This window comes from Achromobacter sp. GQ309 (genome assembly GCF_059759315.1).
The window spans coordinates 744,790-766,983 of the sequence record NZ_JCAXDP010000003.1; the positions used below are offsets into that span (position 1 = coordinate 744,790).

Below are 22,194 nucleotides of genomic sequence, written 5' to 3' on the forward strand. Positions count from 1 at the left end.
CATCATGCAAACCAATCTGGCCTCCTGGGCGAGCGGCACCGATCTGGGCAACGAGGCGGACGCGATTCTGCGCCGCTGCGTGCATTGCGGTTTTTGCACGGCCACCTGTCCCACGTATCAGGTTCTGGGCGACGAACTGGACAGCCCGCGCGGACGCATCTATCTCATCAAGCAGGTGCTGGAGGGCAAGGAGCCCACGCAATCCACGCAGCAGCATCTGGACCGCTGCCTGACCTGCCGCAATTGCGAGACCACCTGCCCGTCCGGCGTCGAGTACGGCCACCTCGTCGACATCGGCCGCAAGATCGTGGACGAGCGCGTGGAGCGGTCGTGGGGCGACAAGACCAGGCGCACGCTGCTGCGCAAGGCAATGCTGTCGCCGATGTTCGCGCCGGCCATGCGTCTGGGTCAGAGCCTGCGCGGCATCCTGCCCCAGGCCCTGCGGCGCAAGGTGCCGGAACGCCGCGACGCCGGACCGCTACCGCAGGTGGCGCGACACGATCGTCAGGTCCTGATGCTGGCGGGCTGCGTGCAGCCGGCCATGATGCCCACCATCGACGCCGCCACCATCCGCGTGTTGGATGCGGTCGGCATCGGCGCGCGCATCGCGCCGGGCGCCGGTTGCTGCGGCGCGGTCAGTTTCCACCTGGACGCGCAGGACGAAGCCGTGGCGCAGATGCGCGGCAACGTCGACGCGTGGTGGCCGCTGGTGCAGGACGGCAAGGTCGAGGCCATCGTCATGAATGCGTCGGGCTGCGGCGCCATGGTCAAGGAGTACGCGCACCATCTGCGTCACGACCCGGCGTATGCGCAGAAAGCCGCCGACATCGTGGCGCTGGTGAAGGACGTGGCGGAGATCGTCGCGCCGCACGCCGACATGTTGCGGTCGCGTCTGCCGGCCGGTACGCGGGCATCGTTTCACCCGCCGTGCACGTTGCAGCACTGGCAAGGGCTGCGGCCGTTGTCAGAGCAATTGCTGGTCGATCTGGGATTTGAGCTGCAGCCGTTCGCGGACAAGCATCTGTGCTGCGGATCGGCGGGCGCGTATTCGGTATTGAATCCGGACATCGCGCTGGAACTGCGCGACCGCAAGCTGGGCGCCATCGCGGTGGGCAGTCCCGATGTGATCCTGTCGGCCAACATCGGGTGCATCGGCCATCTGCAAAGCGGCACCGATACGCCGGTGCGTCATTGGGTCGAAGTGGTCGACGAGCAGTTGCGCCGCGCTGCGCAGGGCTAGCCGCCCGCGCAGCGCCTGGCGTTGGGGTTACTCCACGGCCTTGACCATGTCTTCGAGCACCTTCTTGGCGTCGCCGAAGACCATCATCGTGCGGTCCATGTAGAACAGTTCGTTGTCCAGCCCGGCATAGCCTGAGGCCATGGAGCGCTTGTTCACGATGACCGTGCGCGCCTTGTAGGCCTCGAGGATGGGCATGCCGGCGATGGGTGACTTGGGATCGTTCTTGGCGGCCGGGTTGACCACGTCGTTCGCGCCCAGCACCAGCACCACGTCGGTCTGGCCGAACTCGCTGTTGATGTCTTCCATCTCGAAGACCTGGTCGTAAGGCACTTCGGCCTCGGCCAGCAGCACGTTCATGTGGCCGGGCATGCGGCCGGCCACCGGATGGATCGCGTACTTCACGGTCACGCCCCGCGCGGTCAGCTTTTCGGCCAGTTCCTTCAGCGCATGCTGGGCCCGCGCGACAGCCAGGCCGTAGCCCGGCACGATGGTGACGCTTTCGGCGTTGGTCATCAGGAACGCCGCGTCGTCCGGGCTGCCCGACTTGACGCTGCGCTGCTGCGCATCGCCTGCCGCCGCGCCGCCGCCCGCTTGCCCGCCAAAGCCGCCCAGGATCACGTTGAAGAACGACCGGTTCATCGCCTTGCACATGATGTAGGACAGGATGGCGCCCGACGAGCCCACCAGCGAGCCGGCGATGATCAGCATGGGGTTGTTCAGCGAAAAGCCGATGCCCGCCGCCGCCCAGCCCGAATAGCTGTTCAGCATCGACACCACCACCGGCATGTCCGCGCCGCCGATCGGGATGATGATCAGCACGCCCAGCACGAAGGCGATGAGCGTCATGATGATGAACGGCGTCCATTCCTGCGTGAGCATGAACCAGAGGCCGCAACCCAGCATCGCCAGCGCCAGCGCCAGATTCAGCATGTGCTGGCCGGGGAACACCACGGGCGCGCCCTGGAACAACCGGAACTTGTACTTGCCGGACAGCTTGCCGAAGGCGATGACCGAACCCGAGAACGTGATGGCGCCCACGAACGTGCCGATGAAGAGCTCGAAGCGGTTGCCGGTCGGGATGGCCATGCCGGGCGGCGCGATGCCGAAGGCGTGCGGCTCGGCCACGACGGCCACGGCGATCGCGACCGCCGCCAGGCCGATCATGCTGTGCATGAAGGCGACCAGCTCGGGCATCTTGGTCATCTCGACGCGCTTGGCCATCAGCGTACCGATGGAGCCGCCGACCAGCAGCCCCAGCACGACCCAGCCCAGCCCGATCGTGGCCGTGCCGCTGCGCGCCAGCCCAATGATGAGCGCCGCGGTGGTCACCACGGCGATCGCCATGCCGGCCATGCCGAAGGCGTTGCCCAGACGCGAGGTAGTGGGATGCGACAGGCCCTTGAGCGCCTGGATGAAGCAGACCGAGGCAATCAGGTAGAGCAGGGTGACGAGGTTCAGCGAGATCATTTCGCTTCCTCCTTGCCCGGCTTGCGGTCCTTCTTCTTGAACATTTCAAGCATGCGCCGCGTCACGAGAAAACCGCCAAAGACGTTGACGGCGGCCAGCGCCACCGCGAATACGCCCATGCCGCGCGCCAGTCCGCCTTCGGTCAGCGCTGCGGCCAGCATCGCGCCGACGATGATGATCGCGGAAATGGCATTGGTGACCGCCATGAGCGGCGTGTGCAGCGCGGGCGTGACGTTCCAGACCACGTGGTAGCCGACATAGATGGCCAGCACGAAGATGATCAGATTCATCAGGGTGGGGTTGATCGCTTCCATGGTCACGTCCTCCGCGTCACATTGCCGCCTTCGCACACCAGGCAGGCTGCCACGATTTCATCGTCGCGCTGGATCGCCAGCGCGCCGTCCGCATTGATGATGAGCTTCAGGAAATCCAGGATGTTGCGCGCGTAGAGCGCCGAGGCGTCGGTCGCGACCAGGCCGGGCAGGTTGGTCAGCCCGATGATCGTCACGCCGTGCTTTTCGACGATTTGCCCTTTTTCCGACAGCGGGCAGTTGCCGCCACGTTCGACGGCAAGATCCACCAGCACCGAGCCCGGCTTCATGGCCGCGACCGTGTCCGCCGAAACCAGCGTGGGGGCGGGGCGTCCCGGGATCAGCGCGGTGGTGATGACGATGTCCGCCTGCTTGCAGCGTTCGGACACCAGCGCGGCCTGGCGCGCCATCCAGGCGGGCGGCATGGACCGCGCGTAGCCGCCCGTGCCTTGCGCGATCTCGCGCTCTTCGTCGGTCTCGAACGGCACATCGATGAACTTGGCGCCTAGCGATTCGACTTGTTCACGGGCGGCGGGCCGCACGTCGGAGGCTTCGACCACTGCGCCCAGCCGCTTGGCGGTGGCGATCGCCTGCAGGCCGGCCACGCCAGTGCCCAGGACGACGGCGCGCGCGGCTTTCAGGGTGCCGGCGGCGGTCATCATCATGGGGATCAGCCGGCCGTAGTGATGGGCCGCAAGCAGCACGGCCTTGTAGCCGGCCAGGTTGGCCTGCGACGACAGCACGTCCAGGCTTTGCGCGCGGGTGATGCGCGGCGCGGCTTCCAGCGCGAAGCCGGTCAGGCCCGCGGCGGCCATTTGCGCCAGACCTTCGGCGTCGAAGGGGTCGAGCATGCCCACGACCACGGCGCCCGGCTTCATGTGGGCCAACTCTTCGGGGGCGGGCGCGCGAACCTTCATGACCAGTTCGGCGCCCAGGGCATCCTGGGCTGAACCGAGCGTGGCGCCCGCGGCGACATAGGCATCATCGAGATAGCGGGCGGCGGCGCCGGCTCCACTTTCCACAACGACGGTGTGCCTGCCGCCCACGTACTTCTTGACGGTCTCCGGTGTTGCTGCGACACGGGTTTCCCCGTCTCGGGTTTCCTTAGGTATCCCGATGTGCATCGACGCCTCTCCTCAGAAGGTTCGCCGTAGTTATACACGGAATGTGCGCTCTCACGCCTCCCCCGTTTTGGCCGCTTGCGCGCGGCCAAAAAAAAACCCCATGGCGAACCATGGGGCGGGGGTCTTGCAACCCGGCGTGCGGACGGGCGGCGTTGCTTATGCCGTCTGCGCGCGGGTCCACGTGATCAGCGCGGCGGTGAGGTCGCGCAGATCGGCCTTCAGCCGGCCGTAGTTGTCGGTCGGACGAAGCGACACTTCGTCCATGTAGAGCTTGCGGTTGATCTCGATCTGCAGGCTGTGGCGGCCTTCTTGCGGGCGGCCGAACGCGCGCACCAGTTCCACGCCCTTGTAGGGATCGTTCACGGTGACGTTGTAGCCGCGCTCGCGCAGCCAGGCGGCGATGAATTCGCGGAAGGCTGGATCGCTGGTGCTGCCGTCGCGGTCGCCCAGCACAAAGTCGGGATGGACCAGGCCCGGGCGATCGGTGGCGAAGGCGCCGGCCACGCTGGGCATCGAGTGGCAGTTGATGTGCCAGACCTTGCCGAACTTGCGGTGGGCGTTGTCCAGCACCTGACCAAGCGCGGCGTGATAGGGCTTCCAGCAGGCATCGATGCGGTGGCGCACTTCGTCCACCGTGAGCTTGCGGTTGTACAGCGGGGTGCCGTCATCGAGCATGCGCCAGATCAGACCCTTGCCCAGCTTGACCTTGGGCGAGGGGTTGATTGCGTCGGGCCATGCCGCGTCCAGCAGCAATTCGTCGATCTCGTCGGCGGCGCGGTTGGCGTCGATATAGGCGCGCGGGAACGCCGCGGCGATCATCGGCACGCCCATCTCGATGGCGTCGCCCCACAGATCGTCAACCCAGGTGTCCTCGGCCGTGCGCAAGGCGCCAAAGTCCACCGCGGCGGCGAAATCGGGGGGGTAGGTCGTGCCGCTGTGCGGGGAATCCAGCACGAGAGGGACCGAGATTTCCGAATCGGGATAGTGCTGCGGGAGGTCGAAGCGGTAGGACAGGGGCTGGGTAAGTCGCATATGGGGGTACTGCGTTCGTGAATCGGAGGTCCTCGCGCGCCACGGGCACGCGAGGACCGAAGACCGGTTAGTCGATCTTCACGTTGGCTTCTTTGGCGATGCGCTTGTTCTTGGCGATTTCAGCCGAGATCTGCGCGCCGAATTCGGCCGGGGTGTTGGCAGCGGGCGAGGCACCGAGGGCGGCAAGGCGGCTCTTGACGTCTTCTTCGGCGCTGACCTTCTGGACGGCGGCGTTCAGCTTGGCCAGCACGGGGGCGGGCAGCTTGGCCGGGGCGACCAGACCGAACCACGAGGCGTCGTTCACGGCCGGCAGGCCGGCTTCGGCGAACGTGGGCACGTTGGGCAGCGAGGCGACGCGCTGCGGCGAGGCGACGGCCATGGCGATCAGGCGGCCGGACTGGACGTGCGGCAGCGTGGAGGGCAGGTTGTCATACATGACGTCGACCTGGCCGGCCAGCGCGTCGTTCAGCGCGGGGCCCACGCCACGGTACGGCACGTGCATCAGGTCGGTGCCCGAGGCCATCTTGAACAGTTCGCCCATCATGTGCGAGACCGAACCGTTGCCGGCCGACGCGTACGTCAGCTTGCCGGGCTGGCTCTTGGCCAGCGTGATGAATTCGGCGATGGTCTTGGCCTGGACCTTCGGGTTGATGGTCATGATGTTCGGCACGGCAGCCAGGTTCGAGACGGGCGTGAAGTCCTTCTCGCCATCGAACGGCAGGTTCGGGTAGATGGCCGGGTTGATACCGTGCGTGCTGACGGTGGCGATGCCCAGGACGTAGCCGTCGGGCGCGCTGCTGGCGACGAAGGCGCTGCCGATCGAGCCGCCGGCGCCGCCGCGGTTTTCCACGACGACGGTCTGGCCCAGTTCCTTGCCGAGCTTGTCGGCGAACAGGCGGCCGACGATGTCGGTGGTGCCGCCGGGCGGGAAGGGAACGATCAGGCGGATGGGCTTGCTGGGATACGCATCTTCAGCGTGCGCGATACCCGAGGTCAGCGGCGTGGCCAGGGTCGCGGCGGCGACACACAGGCTCAGGACTACATTACGGCGTTGCATGAATTCCCCTACTAATGAATGAACAGCGGATGCGCAAAGGCAGACGCAAACCCGACGATTCTTTCCTGGCGGCCAGGTTTGCGCAAACGAAAGATTCTCCGTAAGCTATGACTTTTTTTCATACCTCTTTTCGGCAGGCCGTCGCCAGCGTTACTTTTTTGTAACATTCGTCGCGTCGGCCTTTGCCGTCATCATGCCCGCAGGGCAAGGGAGCCCCACATTCGGTGGGGGCTGCAGATGAGGCGTTTCTGTCCCTCTTTAACGGATCTCCAGGCGTTCGAAGTTGCCGCCCGGCACAGCAGTTTCACGCGCGCCGCGCAGGAATTGTGCGTGACACAGGGGGCCGTGAGTAAACAGGTGAAACATCTGGAAGAGTTCGTCGGCGTTGAGCTATTCCTACGAATCAGGCAAGGCCTGGTTCTGACCGAAGCAGGCCGCAGCTATCTGGCCAAGATCCAGGCCGGTCTCGGCCAGATCGAAGCGGCCACCGTCGAGCTGATCGCGCACCAGGGGCGCGGCGGCACGCTCAACCTGACCTGTATGCCGACGTTTGGCGCGCGGTGGCTGATTCCGCGGCTGACAGCCTTCATGCGCCTGCGGCCCGACATCCACGTGGAATTCCTGCCGCACCGCCAGGGCTACGACTTCTCCACACCCGAATTGGACGCCGCCGTGCGCTTCGGCGAGGGGCTGTGGCCCGGCAGCGGCGCGGACTACATCGTGGGCCGCGAGATCCTGCCGGTCTGTAGTCCCCGCCTGATCGCGGGCGGGTGCCAGTCGCCCGAAGACCTGCTGGCATATCCGCTGCTGCACCATACGTCGGCCCTGGAAGGCTGGCGCGACTGGTTCGAGCAGGCCGGCTGCGATACGCGGCGCAGCCTGGAAGGCGCCCGGTTCGATCAGTACGCGCTGCTGTCGCAGGCCGCCGCGGCGGGCTTCGGCGTGGCGCTGATCCCGCGCTGCCTGATCGAGGACGAGCTGCGCGACGGCAAGCTGGCCATCGCGATGCAGTTGCCGATCCGCGCGCGGATGGGCTATTACCTGTGCTACCCCGAGCAGAAAGCCAATCTGCCCACCCTGCAGGCCTTCCGCGCCTGGCTGATGGAAGTGTCGCGCGCCGCCGAACCGCAGCCGCGGGAAGACGCCTTGTCCGATCTAAAATAGCCGCATCATGAGTCAAACATCCACCAAGAAAGGCCGCGTTGTCGTCGGCATGTCCGGCGGGGTCGATTCTTCGGTCACCGCCTGGCTGCTCAAACAGCAAGGCTACGAGGTCGTCGGCCTGTTCATGAAGAACTGGGAAGACGACGACGATTCCGAATACTGCTCCACCCGCCAGGATCTCCTGGACGCCGCCAGCGTCGCCGACCTGGTCGGCGTCGAGTTCGAATACGTCAACTTCGCCGCCGAATACAAGGACCGCGTGTTCGCGGATTTCCTGCGCGAATACTCCGCGGGCCGTACGCCCAACCCCGACGTCCTGTGCAATGCCGAGATCAAGTTCAAGGCGTTCCTCGACCACGCCATGGCGCTGGGCGCAGAACACATCGCGACCGGCCATTACGCCCGCGTTCGTGAAGTACCCGCTGAGGGCGGCGGCTCGCAGTTCCAGTTGCTGAAGGCGCTGGACGCATCCAAGGACCAGAGCTACTTCCTGCATCGCCTGAACCAGGCGCAGTTGTCGCGCACGCTGTTTCCGCTGGGCGAGATCCACAAGACCGAAGTGCGGCGCATCGCGCACGAGATAGGCCTGCACAACGCCGCCAAGAAGGATTCCACCGGGATCTGCTTCATCGGCGAGCGGCCGTTCCGGGAATTTCTGAACCGTTACCTGCCCACCGAGCCCGGTCCCATCCTGACGCCCGAAGGGCAGAAGGTCGGCCGCCACGAAGGGCTTTCGTTCTACACGCTGGGCCAGCGCAAGGGGCTGGGCGTGGGCGGTGTCAAGGGCCGCCAGCGGGACGACGGCACGGCCGAGGCCTGGTACGTGGCGCGCAAGGATCTGGAACGCAACGTGCTGTACGTCGTGCAGGGGCATGACCATCCTTGGCTGCTGTCCGGCGATCTGAAGGCGCAGGACGCGAGCTGGGTGGCCGGCCACTCGCCGGCAGCGGGCGCCTACGGCGCCAAGACCCGCTATCGGCAAGCCGACGCGGCCTGCCGCCTGGGCGATGCGGCGCCCGAGACGTTTTCGCTGGATTTCACCGAGCCGCAATGGGCGGTGACGCCCGGGCAGTCGGCCGTGCTATACGATGGCGAGGTTTGCCTGGGTGGCGGGATCATTATTTAAGCAGTCCCCGCTGCACGTAACCAAGGCCCCCCGGAGCCATGCCCGCGGGGCCTTGTTCATGACAATAAAACTGAGGAGACGGTTGTGGATGTGACGATGGTGATCTGCCTGCTGGTGTTGGGCGGAGTGGTCGGCTTTGCCGCGGGCCTGCTGGGCATTGGCGGCGGCATGCTGCTGGTTCCCTTTTTGACAATGCTGTTTACCTGGCAGGGCATGCCGGCCGACCTGGTGGTGCACGCCGCGATCGCCACGTCCATGACGTCGATCCTCTTTACCTCCATTTCCAGCGTGCGCGCTCACCAGCAGCGGGGCACCATCAAGTGGCGCATCGTCGCGGCGATGGCGCCGGGCATCATCATCGGCGGGCTGCTGTCGGGCGGCGCAGTGTTTGCCGCGCTGAGCACGCTGTGGCTGTCGCTGTTCTTCGCGTTGTTCGTGGGCTACTCCGGCTGGAGCATGCTGCGCAACAAGAAGCCCAAGCCCACGCGCCAGATGCCGGGCGTGGTCGGCACCAGTGCGGCGGGGGCGGGCATCGGCTTCCTGTCGGGCCTGGTCGGTGCCGGGGGCGGCTTTCTGTCGGTGCCGTTCATGGTCTGGTGCAACGTGGCCCTGCACAATGCGGTGTCGACCTCGGCGGCGCTGGGCTTTCCCATCGCGCTGGCCAACAGCGTGGGTTATATCGTTTCGGGCCTGAACGAAGCCCAGACCTATCCGGGGATGCTCGGCTTCATCTACTGGCCGGCATTGCTGGCGCTGGTCTGCACCAGCGTCCTGACGGCGCCGCTGGGGGCGCGCATGGCCCATCGCCTGCCGGTGCAGACGCTCAAGCGCGTGTTCGCCGCGCTGCTGTTCGCGCTGGCGGCGTACATGCTGTTCAAGGCCTGGCAGACCTGGACGGTTTGATCGATATACGGAAAACCGGCCGCGGAAAGCGGCCGGACGAAAAAACGCCCGGTCGAGCCGGGCGTTTTTGCGGGCATTTCTGGCCGGCCGTCAGGCCGTCTTGGGCACCGTGTCGATGAACGACTGGCGCTGGGACAGCTTGTCGTACAGGCGGGCCAGATTGGGCTGGCCGGTGCGCCAGTCCAGGGTGGCAAAGCGCAGGTCCAGGTAGCCCAGGGCACAGCCGACCGCGATGTCCGCGAGGCTGTAGTTGATGCCCATGCAATGGGCGTTGTCGCCCAGGCTTTTGTTCATGGCGTCCAGGCTGGCGTGGATCTTGCCGTATTGGCGTTCGATCCATTCGGGGCTGCGCTGGGCCTCGGGGCGCTGGTTTTCCTTGACGATGGTCACGCAGGCGTCCAGGACGCCATCGGCGATGGCTTCCCAGCATTTGACGGCTGCGCGATCGCGCCCTTGCTGAGGAATCAGCCGGGCGACGGGAGACAAGGTGTCCACGTATTCGACGATGACGCGCGAATCGAACAGGGCGCCGCCGTCTTCCATCACCAGGCAGGGGACCTTGCCCAGCGGGTTGTACGTTTGGATCTGCGTGTCGGCGGACCAGACGTTTTCGAGTTCAAGCCGGTAGTCCAGCTTTTTCTCGGCCATGACGATACGCACTTTGCGCACGTAGGGACTGGTAAGCGAGCCGATCAGTTTCATGGAGTCACAAGCGGAGTCGGAAAGCGGCCGAAGTATAGCAGGCTGTATGACGGCCGGAATTGTCCGCAGGGCGGAATCTTCGTCAGTTTGCCACAATGTCAGGCGGCCCCGGATGATAAAATCGCCGGGTTTTCCCATCCGTCGCTTTTTCCCTACCAGACCATGCAAATCGCCGATCAGCTGAGCCAACTTAATGCCCTTTCGCCACTGGATGGCCGCTACGCTTCCCGGGGCGACGCACTGCGCGGTCTGCTGTCCGAAGCCGGCTTCATGGCGCACCGCGTCGAAGTCGAGGTCGCCTGGCTGATCGCCTTGTCCGACGCCGGTCTGCCCGAGCTGCCGGCCTTCTCCGAGGCCGCCCGCGCGCGCCTGGCCCAGTTGGTCGCCAACTTCTCCGAGGCGGACGCCGGCCGCATCAAGGATATCGAGCGCGTCACCAACCACGACGTGAAGGCCGTCGAGTACTGGCTGAAAGAAAAGGTTGCCGATGACGCCGAACTGGCCCGCGCCGCAGAATTCATCCACTTCGCCTGCACGTCCGAAGACATCAACAACACCTCGCACGCGCTGATGCTGTCGCGCGCCCGCGACCAGGTCGTGGTGCCGCGCCTGCGCGAAGTCGCCGCCAAGCTGAACGACCTGGCCGTCGCCAACGCCGATCAACCGCTGCTGTCGCGCACCCACGGCCAGCCCGCCAGCCCGACCACGCTGGGCAAGGAATTCGCCAACGTGGCCGCGCGCCTGAACCGCGCCATCGCCGCCGTTGTGGCCGTCGAGCCCCTGGCCAAGCTGAACGGCGCAACGGGCAACTACAACGCCCACCTGTCCGCCTATCCCGAAATCAACTGGCCAGAGTTCAGCAAGCGCGTGCTGACCGGCCTGGGCCTGACCCAGAACCGCCACACCATCCAGATCGAACCGCATGACTGGATGTCCGCGCTGTTCGACGCGATTACCCGCGCCAACATCATCATCCTGGACCTGGATCGCGACATCTGGGGCTACGTGGCGCTGGGCTACTTCAAGCAGCGCCTGAAGGAAGGCGAGGTCGGTTCGTCGACCATGCCGCACAAGGTCAACCCGATCGACTTCGAAAACTCCGAAGGCAACCTGGGTCTGGCCAACGCCGTGCTGCGCCATCTGGCCGACAAGCTGCCGATCTCCCGCTGGCAGCGCGACCTGACCGATTCCACCGTCCTGCGCAACCTCGGCGTGGGCCTGGGCTACTGCCTGGTGGCGTGGGATGCCTGCATGCGCGGCCTGGGCAAGCTCGAAGTCAACACGGCTGCCATCGACGCAGATATCGACGCCTGCTGGGAAGTGCTGGCCGAGCCGGTGCAGACCGTCATGCGCCGCTATGGTCTGCCGCAGCCGTACGAGCAGCTCAAGGCCTTGACGCGCGGCAAGGGCATCACCGAAGAGGCTCTGCGAGAATTCATCCAGGGCCTGGCGCTGCCTGAAGAGCCCAAGGCCCGCCTCCTGGCGATGACCCCGCGCTCGTACATTGGTCTGGCTGCCGAGCTGGCCCGGGCGGTATAGTCGCCGTGCCGCGCGCGTCACGCGCGCGGCTTTCACGTTGTACCTACGGGAGAAATCAATGAAGAAGTTGTCCACGCTCGCTGCGCTGGCCTGTATGACGGTGGGTCCGCTGCTGGCAACGTCCGCCTCCGCGCAATTCGCCAAGCCCGAAGATGCCGTCAAGTACCGCCAGTCGGCGCTTGCACTGATCGGCTCGCACTTCGGCCGCATGGCGCCGGTGGTCAAGGGCCAGGCGCCCTATGACGCCGCGCAGATCAAGGCCAACGTCGATGTGCTGAAGACGCTGTCGGCGTTGCCGTGGGCGGGTTTCGGCCCGGGTACGGAAGGCGGTGACGCCCGTCCCGAAATCTGGAGCGACGCGGCTGGCTTCAAGCAGAAGCAGCAGGCGTTCCAGGACAACATCGTGAAACTGTCGGCAGCCGCCGATGCCGGCGATCTGGACAAGCTGCGCGCGGCCTTCGGTGACGTCGGCGCCAGCTGCAAAGCCTGCCACGATTCGTACCGCAAGAAGAAATAAGGCATCGGGCCGTTGTCAGATCCGGCCCGTCGTCCTGGCAAGCAAAAAGCCCCGTCAAGGGGCTTTTTTCATGGGCTGTTGGCTTGGGCAGGGTCAGGAGAACGACATGTCGGACACGACCTCGAGCGATCGTATCCACAGCACCAGCCCGGTCACGCAGGCGCCCAGCAACAGCGCGCGCAGCCAGATGGCCAGGCCATCCTGAGCGGGCGGCGTGCCGGCGGGCACGTCCTTGGCGTCGACGTTGCCGGTGATGATGGCGCGCACCAGACGCTTGCGGCGCACTACCACGTACCAGGTGACGGCCAGCAGGTGCAGGGCGACCAGGCCGATGATGACCCATTCATTGAGCTTGTGCCAGGACGTCATGGCGCTGGCGGTGGCTTCGGATACGTGCCCGAACAGCGGACCCTGCGTCATGATGTCGTCGGTGGTGAACAGGCCGCTGACCGCCTGAAAGCCCACGACCAGCAGCAATGCCATGACCGACAGGGCGCCCAGCGGATTGTGGCCGGCGGGCGCGGCGGCGCCCTTCAGGTAGCGGGCCACCGCGCCGGGGCCGCGAACGAAATGCGCGAACCTGGCATAGCGCGGTCCGGCAAAGCCCCACAGCACGCGGAAGATAATGAGGCCCAGCGCCGTACAGCCGAAGCGCACGTGCCAGTCCATGTACAGGCCGCCCAGCTTCACGCTGACGAACGCGCCGACGATGCAGACGACAAGTCCCCAGTGAAAGAGGCGGGTGGGAAGGTCCCAGATGCGGACCGCAAGACGATTGTTCTGCATGGTGAGATCAGCGGGCTGAAGTTGCAGGGAATTTATCACGCACAAAGCAAACCGCCGCGGGGTAAGCGCGGCGGTGTCGGGTCTGCTTAGCGAGCGTTGCGGCGCACCGGTTCGATGCGATGCACGTGTTCGTGGCGGAACCGGATGCGCTGGGCGGGCGTCTTTTGCGCGGGCGCGCCGCACGGCACGACTTCGGTGGTGTAGGTGGTGGTGCCGTTGATCGGCGCGTTGAAGATGACCGTGGCGCGGATCTCGGGGCCGTTGGCCGGCTTCAGGTAGACGATGTCGCCGATGTGGATGGGCATGTCGTCAAGCTGCGTATGGGCCGGGCGGCGGATCAGTTCGGTGGTGGTGAAACGAGTATTCATGTTGTGTTCTCTTTAGGTTCTAGTTATTGGAAAAGCTGCGTCTTGTCATGGTGCGCGCAGGGCGGGCAAATGCAGGGCACTGGCCGGACCTTCGCGAAGCGCCTTGTCCGCCGGATGTATTGGACAGGCGTTACATGACACTAACGCATTGCTGCTGCCGTTCTTTTGCGCATTCTCATGTTTTTTGCGCGCCGGGCCGGCGGGGTGATGCCTTCGTCCAGTCCTGGCGGGCATCGGTCGGGCTGCAGGGCGCAGGCGCGCCATACACAGGCATGGTTGCCGGCGCGGTAGCGTGCGCCGATGCAGCCCTGGGTGCGCACAGAGTGGGTTGGCTCTGGCGCTCGCGGTGGTTGGACCGCGGCATGCGTCGCTGCTTCCGGAAAAGCAACGTGTTGTTTGGGTGTATCTGCTTCAGGCCGATCCGGACTGGCGGATGGGCGAAGGCGTGTGGTTTCCGATGGTGCTCTGGGTTTGCGTATTTTGCGTTGTACTTCGCAAGGACGCAGAGCTTACGGTAGTGGATCTGATTGTGGCAGCGGCTTTTTGCGGCCAGCCTGGGGTGAGCCTTGGTGTGAGCAGTTCGTGGCGGACATGGCGTACCGGGGTACGACTGCGCAGATCCAACGGGCGATATTATCGGAGAATACGCGATTATGCAAGCATTTTCGGCCGGATAGGCATCCGGCCGAGCAAACGCGCGTTAGTGCGCCGCGGGACGGGCCTGGCGTTGGGCCTCGATGATCAGGCCTTCCAGGCGCGGCGACATGCGCAGCGCCACTTGGGCGCTGGTCGTGCCGTCGGGCTGCGGCAAGGTTTCCAGCGCCAGTTCGATGCGCTCGTCGTCAAAGGCCTCGGGCGCCGCCTGAATCTCCACATAGCGTTCCAGCAGCGCGTCCACGGCTTTTTGGGCGTCCGCCAGCGCTTCTTCCGACAGCTTGCCGTGGCCGAGGTACTGGTTGACCACCCGCGCCAGGTCGTTCATGAAAAGGAGCAAGGAGTTCGCGCCGCGGCAATCCGGGAGCGTGAAACCCCAGGGCAGGGGAGAAGCGTTCTGAGTCATGGGGGCAGCCAGTGTGTGTTGCGGGCGGCCGAACGCCGCCGAATCCGTGATTTTAGAGGACGCCGGCGCCGCGGGCATGCGCGCCGCTCTCCCTGTGTCAACTCGCTTCGATGGCAACAAATTTCGCCCCATTCGGATCCAAGCTCGGGGCTACCGGATAATCTTCCCGTAATCTGCAGAATCGGAGTGCAAAAGGATGCGCATGGGTTGGGTTCGCGCGTGGGTGGCGGGCATGGCGGCGGTTTCGATGCTGTTGCTGGCGGCCTGCGTCAACAAGGAGCCGCAGGAGCGCGCCGCGTTCATACAGGTTTTGCAAGTCCGCATGAACAACGTGACGCTCTTGCCGATCGGCCTGTTGAGCAAGCAGGAAAAGGACGCGATCGGGGATTACGACGACGCCTATGAAGTAATGACGGATTTCCAGGACGCCATGGCCAAGGCGGCCGCGCCGCTGCGCGAAGTGCTGTCCGTGGAGACGATCCGGTCGGTAAGTGAGATCGTGGAGCGCAAGGCCAGCCTGCAGGCGGCGCGCAAGACGCTGGCAGACAGCGCCGCGCAGGTCCAGGCGGCGCGAAGCAAGGCCGACAAGGCGCGCGCGGCCTTGACATTGCCCGCCGATCTGGCGCCCGTGTATGACGGCGTCTACGACGAGGCGGTGACAGCGCCGGCTGCCGACATGATGGAGGCCGCGGCCAGGATGGACTCGGTCGCCCGCGACGCGCTGGGCATTGCGGACTTCGTGGCTGCCAATGGCGCGGACGTCACCTTCGAGGATGGGCAGACGAAGGTGGCGAAACCGACGTTGCAACAGGAACTGAACCTGCGTCTGCAAGCGCTGAATGCGCAGTCCGACGGTCTTGAAGCCGCCCGCGCCACGCTGCTGCAGGCAGCGAGCGCCGGCTCGAAGGCGCCATAGCCGTGGATCAGCCTCGTCCCGATGCAAGCGGCGCCAGGCGGCGCTTTGTACAATGCGGCTCTCGCGGCGCATGCCGTGCCTTGGACACACCATGAGCGAATCTTCAGGCGTGCATTACAGAACCTTCGTGCTTTTGCTGGTGGTGGTCACCATCGCGTTCGGCTGGCTGTTGTGGCCTTTCTATGGGGCCGTGTTCTGGGGCACCATTCTGGCCATTCTTTTCGCGCCCTTGCAGCGCCGCCTGGTGGTGCGCATTGGCGGCCGGCGCAATCTCGCCGCGCTCATCACGCTGCTGCTGGTGCTGCTGCTGGTGATTCTTCCGTTGGTCGTGATCAGCGGCTCGCTGGTGAGCGAAGGCGCGAGCCTCTATCAAAGCATCAAGTCAGGCCAGATCAACTTTGGCGCGTACTTCCAACAGGCAATGGACGCCTTGCCGCCGTCGGTGCATGCGCTGCTGGCGCGCTTCGACCTGGCCGACATTCCCAGCCTGCAGGACAAGCTGAGCGCCGGCGCGATGCAGGCAAGCCAGTTCCTGGCGACCCAAGCCCTGAACATCGGACAGGACACGTTCCAGTTCGTGGTCAGCTTCGGCATCATGCTGTATCTGCTCTTCTTCCTGCTGCGTGACGGGCCCCAGCTTTCGGCGCGGCTGCGGCGCGCGGTGCCGCTGAGCGACATGCACAAGCAGCACCTGTTCCGCAAATTCACGACCGTCGTGCGCGCCACCGTAAAGGGCAACGTCGCGGTGGCGGCGGCGCAGGGCGCGCTGGGCGGCATCATCTTCTCAATCCTGTCGATCCAGGGCGCGTTGCTTTGGGGCGTGATCATGGCGTTCCTGTCGCTGCTTCCGGCGATTGGCGCGGGACTGATCTGGGCGCCGGTGGCCGTGTATTTCCTGCTGACGGGCTCCGTGGTCAAGGGCGCCGTGCTCATCGCGTTCGGCGTGCTGGTCATCGGCATGGTCGACAACATCCTGCGCCCCATTCTCGTGGGCAAGGATACGAAGATGCCCGACTACGTGATCCTGATCTCCACGCTTGGCGGGATGGCGCTGTTCGGCCTGAACGGCTTTGTCATCGGTCCGCTGATCGCGGCGCTGTTCATGGCAAGCTGGGATCTGTTCTCGCCCGCGGCAAGTGATCCGACGGTCGTCCCCGCAGCGAGCGCGCCGTTGCCGGGCAACCCCGTCGCCGGCACGCCGGCGGCAGCGGGCGGCGCCACTGCCGGTACGCAGGCCGCGCTGGCCCGGGATCGCCAGTCCCGCGACGATTGACCGAGCCGGGCGCCCATGTGCGCCCGGCCGGGTGTATGGTGTAGCAGCGCCGGTCATTGCGGCCGGCCTTTCGTGTCAACTTCGCCAAACAGGAGCGCGTTGGATATGGAATGGAAACTGCATCGGTCGGGCTGGATCGAAGAACGCAACTTTGACATCGAATTTGCCGAAACGCCTGAGGGGTACCACACCCGCGTGCGCGTCTTCGGCTTTCCCATCCTGGAAGACACCAAGCACGTGTTCCCCAACGAGGCGCTGGCCGAAAAAGGTGCGCTGACGCTGCTCAAGAGCCAATTTACCGGCACGCCGGATCTGGAAGAGACGTAGGCCGCAAAAGGCGGCAGCGGGCGCGTTCTGCAATAATCTCTGAGTTTCCATCCAGGCCCGGCGGGGGTGCCGGGAGGGCGTACGGGGAGGCGCATGAGCCCACGGGTGTTGTTTAGGTCGAACGTCCGCGCAATGCGGAACCTGAGTGGCGAGGCGCGCCATGTCTGACGGCGAAACGCGTGCGGGCGTGCGCCGCCGCCAGGCGCGCCGCTACTCCATGCGCACGGGCCTGCTGGCCCTTGTCTTTGCCTGTATCACCCCCGCGCTCATCGTGGCGACGGTCGCGGTCTACGAAAGCTACGTCATCCAGAAGGAACGCATCTTTCGCGACACCATCTTTCTGGCGCGCAATCTCACGGCAATCCTCGATCGCGAGCTCACGGGCGTCGAAGCCGGCTTGCAGATGCTGGCGTCATCGCCGGACCTGGTCGAAGGAGACCTTGCCGGTTTTCATCGCCGTGCGCGCGAGTCCGTGCGGTTCCAGATCGTCGACAGCTACGTCCTGACCAACAAGGAAGGGCGCCAGATCATCAACACGCAAGTGCCCTACGGCACGGCGTTACCGTCCACCGGCGCGCCAGATGAGCTGCTTCGCGTCTTCCAATCGCGCATGCCGGTGCTGACGGGGTTGTTCACCGGCGGTCTGACCAAGGATCCCACCATCGCGCTCGGCGTGCCGGTCGTGCGAGGCGGGGAGGTGGTCTACAGCCTGAATGTGGGGCTGTCGCCCGAACGCATCGGCAATGTGTTGGGCCGCCGCGCCTTGCCCGAGGGCTGGGTGGCTGCCGTGCTGGACGACGCCGGAACCATCGTCGCCCGCACCCGCGACACGTCGAAATTCGTTGGCCAGAAGGCGGTGCCCGCGCTGGCCCGCGCCGTGCAGCAGGAAGGCGAGGGGTCGCTCGAAACGATCACCAAGGAAGGCACGCCGGTCTACACCGCGTTCAGCCGGTCGGCACTGTCGGGCTGGACGGTTGCCGCCGGCGCGCCGATGCAATTGCTGACCACGGACCTTTATCGTTCCATTGCGTGGATCGGCATGGGCACGTTGTTCGCGTTCGGCCTGGGGCTGTGGCTGGCGATCAGGCTGGCGAGCCGGCTGACGTCGGCCGTGCAGGGGCTCGTCGCGCCGGCGTTGGCGCTGGGCGAGGGCCGTACCGTGGAACTGCCTGCCACACGCATCAAGGAAGCCCAGGAAGTGGGCGCCGCCATGCTGCAGGCGTCGCGCATGCTGGCGCGCGCGCAGCATCTGGCGCACTACGATCCGCTGACTGGTCTGTGCAACCGGGTGCTGTTCGGCGAACTCGTGCTGCGTGAGCTGGCGGTCGCGCAGCGCAGCGGCGAGGCGTTCTCGATCCTGGCCATCGACCTGGACGGCTTCAAGGCCGTCAACGATATGCATGGCCATGCCGCGGGCGATACGGTGCTGAAAGAGGCCGCCGACCGCATGGCAAGCGCCATCCGGGTTTCCGACGTGGCGGCACGCCTGGGCGGTGACGAGTTTGCCGTGTTGTTGCTGGGCGCCAACCAGGAGAACGCGCGGCTGGTTGCCGAGGCGCTGGTCGAGAGCCTGTCGCTGCCGTATCCCAACGTGCGCGTCGCGGTGTCGGCGAGCATCGGCATCGCCGTGTATCCGCAATCTGGCACCACCATGCTGCAGTTGCTCGAGCGCGCGGACGTGGCGTTGTATCGGGCCAAGGGTCTGGGCAAGCGGCGGGTGGCGCTGGATCAGTAAGCCCGCCGCGGGTCTGGGCGTGTCAGGTGTCGTGGCGCGGCGCCAGCGCAGTCAGGACCTCGCCGGATCCCAGACGATACCGCTTGTCGTCCAGCGCGATGACGGCGTCACCTTCGGATGTTCTGAATATGTAGCGCCCGCCGGTTCGCGGCAGGATGCCGGCGCCCGCATCCTCCGCCCGCAAGAACACTTCAATGCGGTAAAGCCGCCCTGAATCCGTGCTTGCCAGCACGTCGCTCATCCTGCGTGTCGAAATAGCCATGCCGCGATTTCTCCGTTCGGTTTTCGCTAAACTTGCCGCCTTGGCGCCGGGCCAGCCCAGTTCTCGTACAGGCCCGGCGCGCAATCGGAATCGGTAATGCAATTGAGTCCTGGCCGGAATGCGGCCACTTCCCTCGGCTTGCTGGCGATCCTGCTATGGGGCACGGTCGTCGGACTGATTCGTGGCGTCAGTGAAAACTTTGGCCCGATCGGCGGCGCCGCGCTCATCTATACGGTGGGTTCGATCTTCCTGGTGTTGTTGCTGGGCTTCCCGAAGCTGCGCACGTTTCCCCGGTCCTATCTCATCGCGGGCAGCATGCTGTTCGTCGCTTACGAGATCTGCCTGTCGCTGTCGCTGGGATTCGCGGCCGATCGGGGGCAAGCCATCGAGTTGGGCATCGTCAACTATCTGTGGCCGTGTCTGACGGTCGTGTTTGCCATGCTCATCAATGGCCAGCGGGCAAGCATCTGGGTAGCGCCGGGCATCTTGTTGTCGGTGTGCGGCATCGTGTGGGTCGTTGGCGGAGCCGGCGGGCTGTCGTATGAACGCACCGTGGCCAATGTGTCGAGCAATCCTCTCAGTTATGGGTTGGCGTTCAGCGGCGCCATCATCTGGGCCGTGTATTGCAACGTGACCAAACGCTTTGCCGACGGCAAGAACGGCGTCGCGCTGTTTTTCGTGCTGACCGCTGTTGTCCTGTGGATCAAATACGCGATCAGCGCGGAACCCGCGCTTGCGTTCACGGCGCCCGCCACGATCGAGCTATGCGCGGCCGGCGGCGCAATGGCCAGCGGCTACGCATTCTGGAACGTGGGGATACTGCGAGGCAACCTAACCTTGCTGGCCACCGCGTCGTACTTCACGCCGGTCTTCTCCACCTTCTTTGCCGCGCTCTGGTTGGCGACGCCGCTCACCCTGTCGTTCTGGCAGGGCGTGGCGATGGTCACCGCCGGTTCATTGTTGTGTTGGGCGGCAACCCGCGGCAGACCGGCCCGCAACGGATAGTCCGGGCTTGGTCTACGTTGGGGGAGACTACTCGACGAGCATCGTCAGGGCCACGGCGAACCCCAACGGGACCAGCATCAGCGATGCAAAGGTGGAACTGACAATCGCCGCCGATATCTTCAGCCAGGGCTCGGGCCCCGCGCTTCGTATCGTTTGAATCACCAACGCGACGATACCCATAACCATCAAACAGCTCATGAAAACTGCCAAGTAAGTCATGTTGTCTCCGTCCTCGCCTGATTTAGGGGATTCGGCGCCGCTTTGCGGTCTTATGTTTGAGACGATTGTGCGCCTGTATTGCAGGACTGCACCCTAGGGTTTTCCTTGCAGGCAGGGCGCTTTGTGGCGGATTAGCCGCGCAGTCTGCAGCATGAAAATCGTGTGCAAGCGCAGCATTTTTCACGCGCCGCGTCCGTCCGTGGCGGGCCCCCGCGATTGCGCTACGATGGCGTCATCGAAACACGGAAGAGGCCGCCAGATGCCGCAAGAACTACGTCCCGGCACGCGCGCCACCTTGCAGGTCCGGCAGCTTGCGCCAGGTGAATTCGCATGGATCATCACGCTGCTTGATCCTGAATCTGGAAATGTGCGCAGCACCAATTACTCGGACAAGCGATACACCAGCCAGGATGAGGCCTCTGCCGCCGGCAAGGCCGCGGTCGTTGCTTTTCTTGCGGGCGAGACGCCCGATCGCGGGGCCGTGCCCGCCGGCAATCGGCGCAAGGACTGACGGCGCTTACGTTTTCGCTGATGGTGTTGAAACCCTGATGGGGGCCGGGCACGTCACTTGCTGATGCTCATCCGAGGCGCATCTTGCGCTGCTTGAAGGAGAGGCAATCATGTCCCAGATCCCGCATCGAGAACCCGGACAGCCGGACGATCTCACGCCGGACGATCCGGCGCTTCCGGGTACCGCCCCTGCGGACGATCCGCGTCCGGACCCGGGTCGTCCCACCGACAATCCCGACGTCATCGACCCAACGCCGCCCGCGCCGGACCCCCGTGCTCCGGGCACCATCGACCTGGCCTGATTGCGGCCGGCGTCACTTCATCCATATCCATTTATCGAAGCAAGGAGGTTTCCATGCGCTCCATCCTGTTGTGGCTGCTTGGCGTGCCCATTCCCATCATCATTCTGCTGGCGCTGTTCTGGCACTGAAGGCCGGTTCGTCATTTCCGCTTTGGCACCCGCGTCAGCGCGGTTGCGTAAGACTCTGGACAAGGATCGATCATGCAAAATACGTCTTCATTGAGCCAACCCTATGCCGATGGCGTGCCTCCACGTGAGTCCGCCATTTCGGCCGTGTCGTGGGCGGCGGTCTTCGCCGGCGCGGTGATTGCCGCCGCGCTTTCGCTCGCATTGTTTGCCGGTGGCACCGGCCTGGGTTTCCTGTCCGTATCGCCGTGGGGCGACGAGGGCGTGTCGGCCCCGACCATCGGTATTGGCATCATTGTCTGGATGCTGCTCACTCAGATCCTCTCGTACGGCATTGGCGGCTATGTCGCTGGACGCCTGCGCACCAAGTGGGTCGACGTGCACTCGGATGAGGTCTACTTCCGCGACACCGCGCATGGCTTTCTGGTCTGGGCGCTGAGCGCCGTGGTCAGCGCCGCGCTGTTGGGGTCGGCCCTGGCGTCCATGGCATCGGGCGTGGCCAAGGCCGGCGCATCGGTGGCGGCCACTGCCGGCACCGCGGCAACTGCGGCCGCGACGGCCGGCGCGGCGGGTGCAGGCAGCAACGGTGGCATGGAACGCGCCACCGACTATCTCACCGACACCCTGATGCGCTCGGAACGTCCCGAGGCCAACACTGACCCGGAAGCGGCACGTGCCGAAGTGGGCCGCATCGTTGCCATGAGCATCACCCGTGGCGAGATGACGCCCGCTGATCGCGATTACGTGGTGAAGGTCGTGGCCGCGCAGGCCGGCGTTGAGCCCGCCGTGGCGCAACGCCGCGTCGACGAGGCGATCCAGAACGCCAAGAAGACCGCGGAAGAAGCCAAGGTAAAGGCCAAGGAAGCCGCGGACGCGGCGCGCAAGGCCGCTGCGGCATTCGCGTTGTGGGGCTTTGCGTCGATGCTGATCGGCGCGTTCGTGGCAAGCCTGGCGGCGACGTGGGGCGGCCGCCGGCGCGATACGGTGTATCGGACTTGATGGGCTGACGCCTGTATTGTCCGAATGAAAATGGCCCGCACGGTGTGCGGGCCATTTTGTTCTTAACGTTCGGTACTTTCGGTTCAGCTCGTCATCAACGGATTATGAGTCCGTTGCGGGGACAA

General features: G+C 65.2%; 25 protein-coding genes. 14 read left to right on the forward strand and 11 right to left on the reverse strand.

Going from position 1 to position 22,194, the window contains the following annotated elements:
* Positions 1–4: 4 nt before the first annotated feature.
* Positions 5–1,240: a glycolate oxidase subunit GlcF gene (gene glcF, locus AC6CIE_RS12810; protein ID WP_498092331.1), complete on the forward strand. Its 1,236-nt coding sequence runs from the start codon at positions 5–7 to the stop codon at positions 1,238–1,240.
* A gap of 27 nt (positions 1,241–1,267) precedes the next feature.
* Here the strand turns inward: glcF and AC6CIE_RS12815 are convergent, their stop codons facing one another.
* The 5 genes from AC6CIE_RS12815 to AC6CIE_RS12835 all read right to left on the reverse strand — a co-directional run bounded on the left by AC6CIE_RS12815 (position 1,268) and on the right by AC6CIE_RS12835 (position 6,231).
* A complete protein-coding gene (locus AC6CIE_RS12815; protein WP_175138768.1) occupies positions 1,268–2,707 on the reverse strand; it encodes an NAD(P)(+) transhydrogenase (Re/Si-specific) subunit beta in 1,440 nt (479 codons plus the stop codon).
* A complete protein-coding gene (locus tag AC6CIE_RS12820) occupies positions 2,704–3,021 on the reverse strand; it encodes an NAD(P) transhydrogenase subunit alpha part 2 (protein WP_006224972.1) in 318 nt (105 codons plus the stop codon). The genes AC6CIE_RS12815 and AC6CIE_RS12820 overlap by 4 nt, the downstream gene beginning before the upstream one ends.
* A gap of 2 nt (positions 3,022–3,023) precedes the next feature.
* On the reverse strand, positions 3,024–4,142 hold the full coding sequence (locus AC6CIE_RS12825; protein ID WP_498092332.1) for a Re/Si-specific NAD(P)(+) transhydrogenase subunit alpha: 1,119 nt from the start codon (positions 4,140–4,142) through the stop codon (positions 3,024–3,026).
* Positions 4,143–4,298: 156 nt separating this feature from the next.
* Complete coding sequence (locus AC6CIE_RS12830; protein ID WP_175138766.1) at positions 4,299–5,174, reverse strand: N-formylglutamate amidohydrolase; 876 nt, start codon at positions 5,172–5,174, stop codon at positions 4,299–4,301.
* Between the two features lie 67 nt (positions 5,175–5,241).
* The gene (locus AC6CIE_RS12835) at positions 5,242–6,231 is read right to left on the reverse strand and encodes a Bug family tripartite tricarboxylate transporter substrate binding protein (protein ID WP_498092333.1); all 990 of its coding nucleotides are present in this window, start codon (positions 6,229–6,231) and stop codon (positions 5,242–5,244) included.
* 237 nt (positions 6,232–6,468) lie between these two features.
* Between AC6CIE_RS12835 and gcvA the strand changes: the two genes are divergently transcribed.
* From gcvA to AC6CIE_RS12850, 3 genes are all read left to right on the forward strand, one after another.
* Positions 6,469–7,395, forward strand: a complete 927-nt coding sequence (gcvA, locus tag AC6CIE_RS12840) for a transcriptional regulator GcvA (RefSeq protein WP_175124613.1) — start codon at positions 6,469–6,471, stop codon at positions 7,393–7,395.
* A 7-nt stretch (positions 7,396–7,402) separates the two neighbouring features.
* Positions 7,403–8,521: a tRNA 2-thiouridine(34) synthase MnmA gene (gene mnmA / locus AC6CIE_RS12845; protein WP_498092334.1), complete on the forward strand. Its 1,119-nt coding sequence runs from the start codon at positions 7,403–7,405 to the stop codon at positions 8,519–8,521.
* A gap of 84 nt (positions 8,522–8,605) precedes the next feature.
* The gene (locus AC6CIE_RS12850) at positions 8,606–9,424 is read left to right on the forward strand and encodes a sulfite exporter TauE/SafE family protein (protein WP_175124611.1); all 819 of its coding nucleotides are present in this window, start codon (positions 8,606–8,608) and stop codon (positions 9,422–9,424) included.
* Between the two features lie 90 nt (positions 9,425–9,514).
* On the opposite strand, the gene AC6CIE_RS12855 is transcribed toward AC6CIE_RS12850, so the two are convergent.
* Positions 9,515–10,126, reverse strand: coding sequence for a glutathione S-transferase (locus tag AC6CIE_RS12855; protein ID WP_175124610.1), 612 nt, complete (start codon positions 10,124–10,126; stop codon positions 9,515–9,517).
* Between the two features lie 162 nt (positions 10,127–10,288).
* Between AC6CIE_RS12855 and purB the strand changes: the two genes are divergently transcribed.
* Together purB and AC6CIE_RS12865 are read left to right on the forward strand one after the other, a co-directional pair.
* Entirely contained in the window at positions 10,289–11,665 is a 1,377-nt protein-coding gene (gene purB / locus AC6CIE_RS12860; RefSeq protein WP_175124609.1) for an adenylosuccinate lyase, read from the forward strand.
* A 58-nt stretch (positions 11,666–11,723) separates the two neighbouring features.
* The gene (locus tag AC6CIE_RS12865; protein ID WP_175124608.1) at positions 11,724–12,182 is read left to right on the forward strand and encodes a c-type cytochrome; all 459 of its coding nucleotides are present in this window, start codon (positions 11,724–11,726) and stop codon (positions 12,180–12,182) included.
* A 93-nt stretch (positions 12,183–12,275) separates the two neighbouring features.
* On the opposite strand, the gene AC6CIE_RS12870 is transcribed toward AC6CIE_RS12865, so the two are convergent.
* The 3 genes from AC6CIE_RS12870 to AC6CIE_RS12880 all read right to left on the reverse strand — a co-directional run bounded on the left by AC6CIE_RS12870 (position 12,276) and on the right by AC6CIE_RS12880 (position 14,396).
* Complete coding sequence (locus tag AC6CIE_RS12870) at positions 12,276–12,968, reverse strand: cytochrome b/b6 domain-containing protein (protein WP_175138765.1); 693 nt, start codon at positions 12,966–12,968, stop codon at positions 12,276–12,278.
* A gap of 86 nt (positions 12,969–13,054) precedes the next feature.
* A complete protein-coding gene (locus tag AC6CIE_RS12875; RefSeq protein ID WP_175124606.1) occupies positions 13,055–13,336 on the reverse strand; it encodes a hypothetical protein in 282 nt (93 codons plus the stop codon).
* A gap of 700 nt (positions 13,337–14,036) precedes the next feature.
* A complete protein-coding gene (locus tag AC6CIE_RS12880; RefSeq protein WP_498092335.1) occupies positions 14,037–14,396 on the reverse strand; it encodes a hypothetical protein in 360 nt (119 codons plus the stop codon).
* Between the two features lie 202 nt (positions 14,397–14,598).
* Here AC6CIE_RS12880 and AC6CIE_RS12885 point away from each other — a divergent pair, with 202 nt between their 5' ends.
* The 4 genes from AC6CIE_RS12885 to AC6CIE_RS12900 all read left to right on the forward strand — a co-directional run bounded on the left by AC6CIE_RS12885 (position 14,599) and on the right by AC6CIE_RS12900 (position 18,647).
* Positions 14,599–15,312: a DUF3053 family protein gene (locus tag AC6CIE_RS12885; protein ID WP_495601985.1), complete on the forward strand. Its 714-nt coding sequence runs from the start codon at positions 14,599–14,601 to the stop codon at positions 15,310–15,312.
* Positions 15,313–15,403: 91 nt separating this feature from the next.
* The gene (locus AC6CIE_RS12890) at positions 15,404–16,585 is read left to right on the forward strand and encodes an AI-2E family transporter (RefSeq protein WP_246282972.1); all 1,182 of its coding nucleotides are present in this window, start codon (positions 15,404–15,406) and stop codon (positions 16,583–16,585) included.
* A gap of 105 nt (positions 16,586–16,690) precedes the next feature.
* On the forward strand, positions 16,691–16,912 hold the full coding sequence (locus tag AC6CIE_RS12895; protein WP_191576547.1) for a hypothetical protein: 222 nt from the start codon (positions 16,691–16,693) through the stop codon (positions 16,910–16,912).
* A 160-nt stretch (positions 16,913–17,072) separates the two neighbouring features.
* Positions 17,073–18,647, forward strand: a complete 1,575-nt coding sequence (locus tag AC6CIE_RS12900; RefSeq protein WP_175184379.1) for a sensor domain-containing diguanylate cyclase — start codon at positions 17,073–17,075, stop codon at positions 18,645–18,647.
* Between the two features lie 22 nt (positions 18,648–18,669).
* On the opposite strand, the gene AC6CIE_RS12905 is transcribed toward AC6CIE_RS12900, so the two are convergent.
* Positions 18,670–18,888: a 6-phosphofructokinase gene (locus tag AC6CIE_RS12905; RefSeq protein ID WP_286892838.1), complete on the reverse strand. Its 219-nt coding sequence runs from the start codon at positions 18,886–18,888 to the stop codon at positions 18,670–18,672.
* A gap of 117 nt (positions 18,889–19,005) precedes the next feature.
* On the opposite strand from AC6CIE_RS12905, the gene yddG reads away from it, so the two are divergent.
* Positions 19,006–19,914, forward strand: coding sequence for an aromatic amino acid DMT transporter YddG (yddG, locus tag AC6CIE_RS12910; protein WP_498092336.1), 909 nt, complete (start codon positions 19,006–19,008; stop codon positions 19,912–19,914).
* Between the two features lie 27 nt (positions 19,915–19,941).
* On the opposite strand, the gene AC6CIE_RS12915 is transcribed toward yddG, so the two are convergent.
* A complete protein-coding gene (locus AC6CIE_RS12915) occupies positions 19,942–20,133 on the reverse strand; it encodes a hypothetical protein (protein WP_175124599.1) in 192 nt (63 codons plus the stop codon).
* A 259-nt stretch (positions 20,134–20,392) separates the two neighbouring features.
* Between AC6CIE_RS12915 and AC6CIE_RS12920 the strand changes: the two genes are divergently transcribed.
* The 3 genes from AC6CIE_RS12920 (at position 20,393) to AC6CIE_RS12930 (ending at position 22,069) form a co-directional block, all read left to right on the forward strand.
* Positions 20,393–20,644 (forward strand): hypothetical protein, encoded by a 252-nt coding sequence (locus tag AC6CIE_RS12920; RefSeq protein ID WP_175184438.1) that lies wholly within the window; start codon positions 20,393–20,395, stop codon positions 20,642–20,644.
* A 109-nt stretch (positions 20,645–20,753) separates the two neighbouring features.
* A complete protein-coding gene (locus AC6CIE_RS12925) occupies positions 20,754–20,945 on the forward strand; it encodes a hypothetical protein (RefSeq protein ID WP_175124598.1) in 192 nt (63 codons plus the stop codon).
* Between the two features lie 200 nt (positions 20,946–21,145).
* Positions 21,146–22,069, forward strand: a complete 924-nt coding sequence (locus AC6CIE_RS12930; protein WP_175124597.1) for a hypothetical protein — start codon at positions 21,146–21,148, stop codon at positions 22,067–22,069.
* Positions 22,070–22,194: the final 125 nt, after the last annotated feature.

Excerpts from the sequence above, each read along its gene's own strand:
- glcF (WP_498092331.1), top strand. The coding sequence starts at position 5 with ATGCAAACCAATCTGGCCTCCTGGGCGAGCGGCACCGATCTGGGCAAC.
- AC6CIE_RS12815 (WP_175138768.1), bottom strand. The coding sequence starts at position 2,707 with ATGATCTCGCTGAACCTCGTCACCCTGCTCTACCTGATTGCCTCGGTC.
- AC6CIE_RS12820 (WP_006224972.1), bottom strand. The coding sequence starts at position 3,021 with ATGGAAGCGATCAACCCCACCCTGATGAATCTGATCATCTTCGTGCTG.
- AC6CIE_RS12825 (WP_498092332.1), bottom strand. The coding sequence starts at position 4,142 with ATGCACATCGGGATACCTAAGGAAACCCGAGACGGGGAAACCCGTGTC.
- AC6CIE_RS12830 (WP_175138766.1), bottom strand. The coding sequence starts at position 5,174 with ATGCGACTTACCCAGCCCCTGTCCTACCGCTTCGACCTCCCGCAGCAC.
- AC6CIE_RS12835 (WP_498092333.1), bottom strand. The coding sequence starts at position 6,231 with ATGCAACGCCGTAATGTAGTCCTGAGCCTGTGTGTCGCCGCCGCGACC.
- gcvA (WP_175124613.1), top strand. The coding sequence starts at position 6,469 with ATGAGGCGTTTCTGTCCCTCTTTAACGGATCTCCAGGCGTTCGAAGTT.
- mnmA (WP_498092334.1), top strand. The coding sequence starts at position 7,403 with ATGAGTCAAACATCCACCAAGAAAGGCCGCGTTGTCGTCGGCATGTCC.
- AC6CIE_RS12855 (WP_175124610.1), bottom strand. The coding sequence starts at position 10,126 with ATGAAACTGATCGGCTCGCTTACCAGTCCCTACGTGCGCAAAGTGCGT.
- purB (WP_175124609.1), top strand. The coding sequence starts at position 10,289 with ATGCAAATCGCCGATCAGCTGAGCCAACTTAATGCCCTTTCGCCACTG.
- AC6CIE_RS12865 (WP_175124608.1), top strand. The coding sequence starts at position 11,724 with ATGAAGAAGTTGTCCACGCTCGCTGCGCTGGCCTGTATGACGGTGGGT.
- AC6CIE_RS12870 (WP_175138765.1), bottom strand. The coding sequence starts at position 12,968 with ATGCAGAACAATCGTCTTGCGGTCCGCATCTGGGACCTTCCCACCCGC.
- AC6CIE_RS12875 (WP_175124606.1), bottom strand. The coding sequence starts at position 13,336 with ATGAATACTCGTTTCACCACCACCGAACTGATCCGCCGCCCGGCCCAT.
- AC6CIE_RS12880 (WP_498092335.1), bottom strand. The coding sequence starts at position 14,396 with ATGACTCAGAACGCTTCTCCCCTGCCCTGGGGTTTCACGCTCCCGGAT.
- AC6CIE_RS12885 (WP_495601985.1), top strand. The coding sequence starts at position 14,599 with ATGGGTTGGGTTCGCGCGTGGGTGGCGGGCATGGCGGCGGTTTCGATG.
- AC6CIE_RS12890 (WP_246282972.1), top strand. The coding sequence starts at position 15,404 with ATGAGCGAATCTTCAGGCGTGCATTACAGAACCTTCGTGCTTTTGCTG.
- AC6CIE_RS12895 (WP_191576547.1), top strand. The coding sequence starts at position 16,691 with ATGGAATGGAAACTGCATCGGTCGGGCTGGATCGAAGAACGCAACTTT.
- AC6CIE_RS12900 (WP_175184379.1), top strand. The coding sequence starts at position 17,073 with ATGTCTGACGGCGAAACGCGTGCGGGCGTGCGCCGCCGCCAGGCGCGC.
- AC6CIE_RS12905 (WP_286892838.1), bottom strand. The coding sequence starts at position 18,888 with ATGAGCGACGTGCTGGCAAGCACGGATTCAGGGCGGCTTTACCGCATT.
- yddG (WP_498092336.1), top strand. The coding sequence starts at position 19,006 with ATGCAATTGAGTCCTGGCCGGAATGCGGCCACTTCCCTCGGCTTGCTG.
- AC6CIE_RS12915 (WP_175124599.1), bottom strand. The coding sequence starts at position 20,133 with ATGACTTACTTGGCAGTTTTCATGAGCTGTTTGATGGTTATGGGTATC.
- AC6CIE_RS12920 (WP_175184438.1), top strand. The coding sequence starts at position 20,393 with ATGCCGCAAGAACTACGTCCCGGCACGCGCGCCACCTTGCAGGTCCGG.
- AC6CIE_RS12925 (WP_175124598.1), top strand. The coding sequence starts at position 20,754 with ATGTCCCAGATCCCGCATCGAGAACCCGGACAGCCGGACGATCTCACG.
- AC6CIE_RS12930 (WP_175124597.1), top strand. The coding sequence starts at position 21,146 with ATGCAAAATACGTCTTCATTGAGCCAACCCTATGCCGATGGCGTGCCT.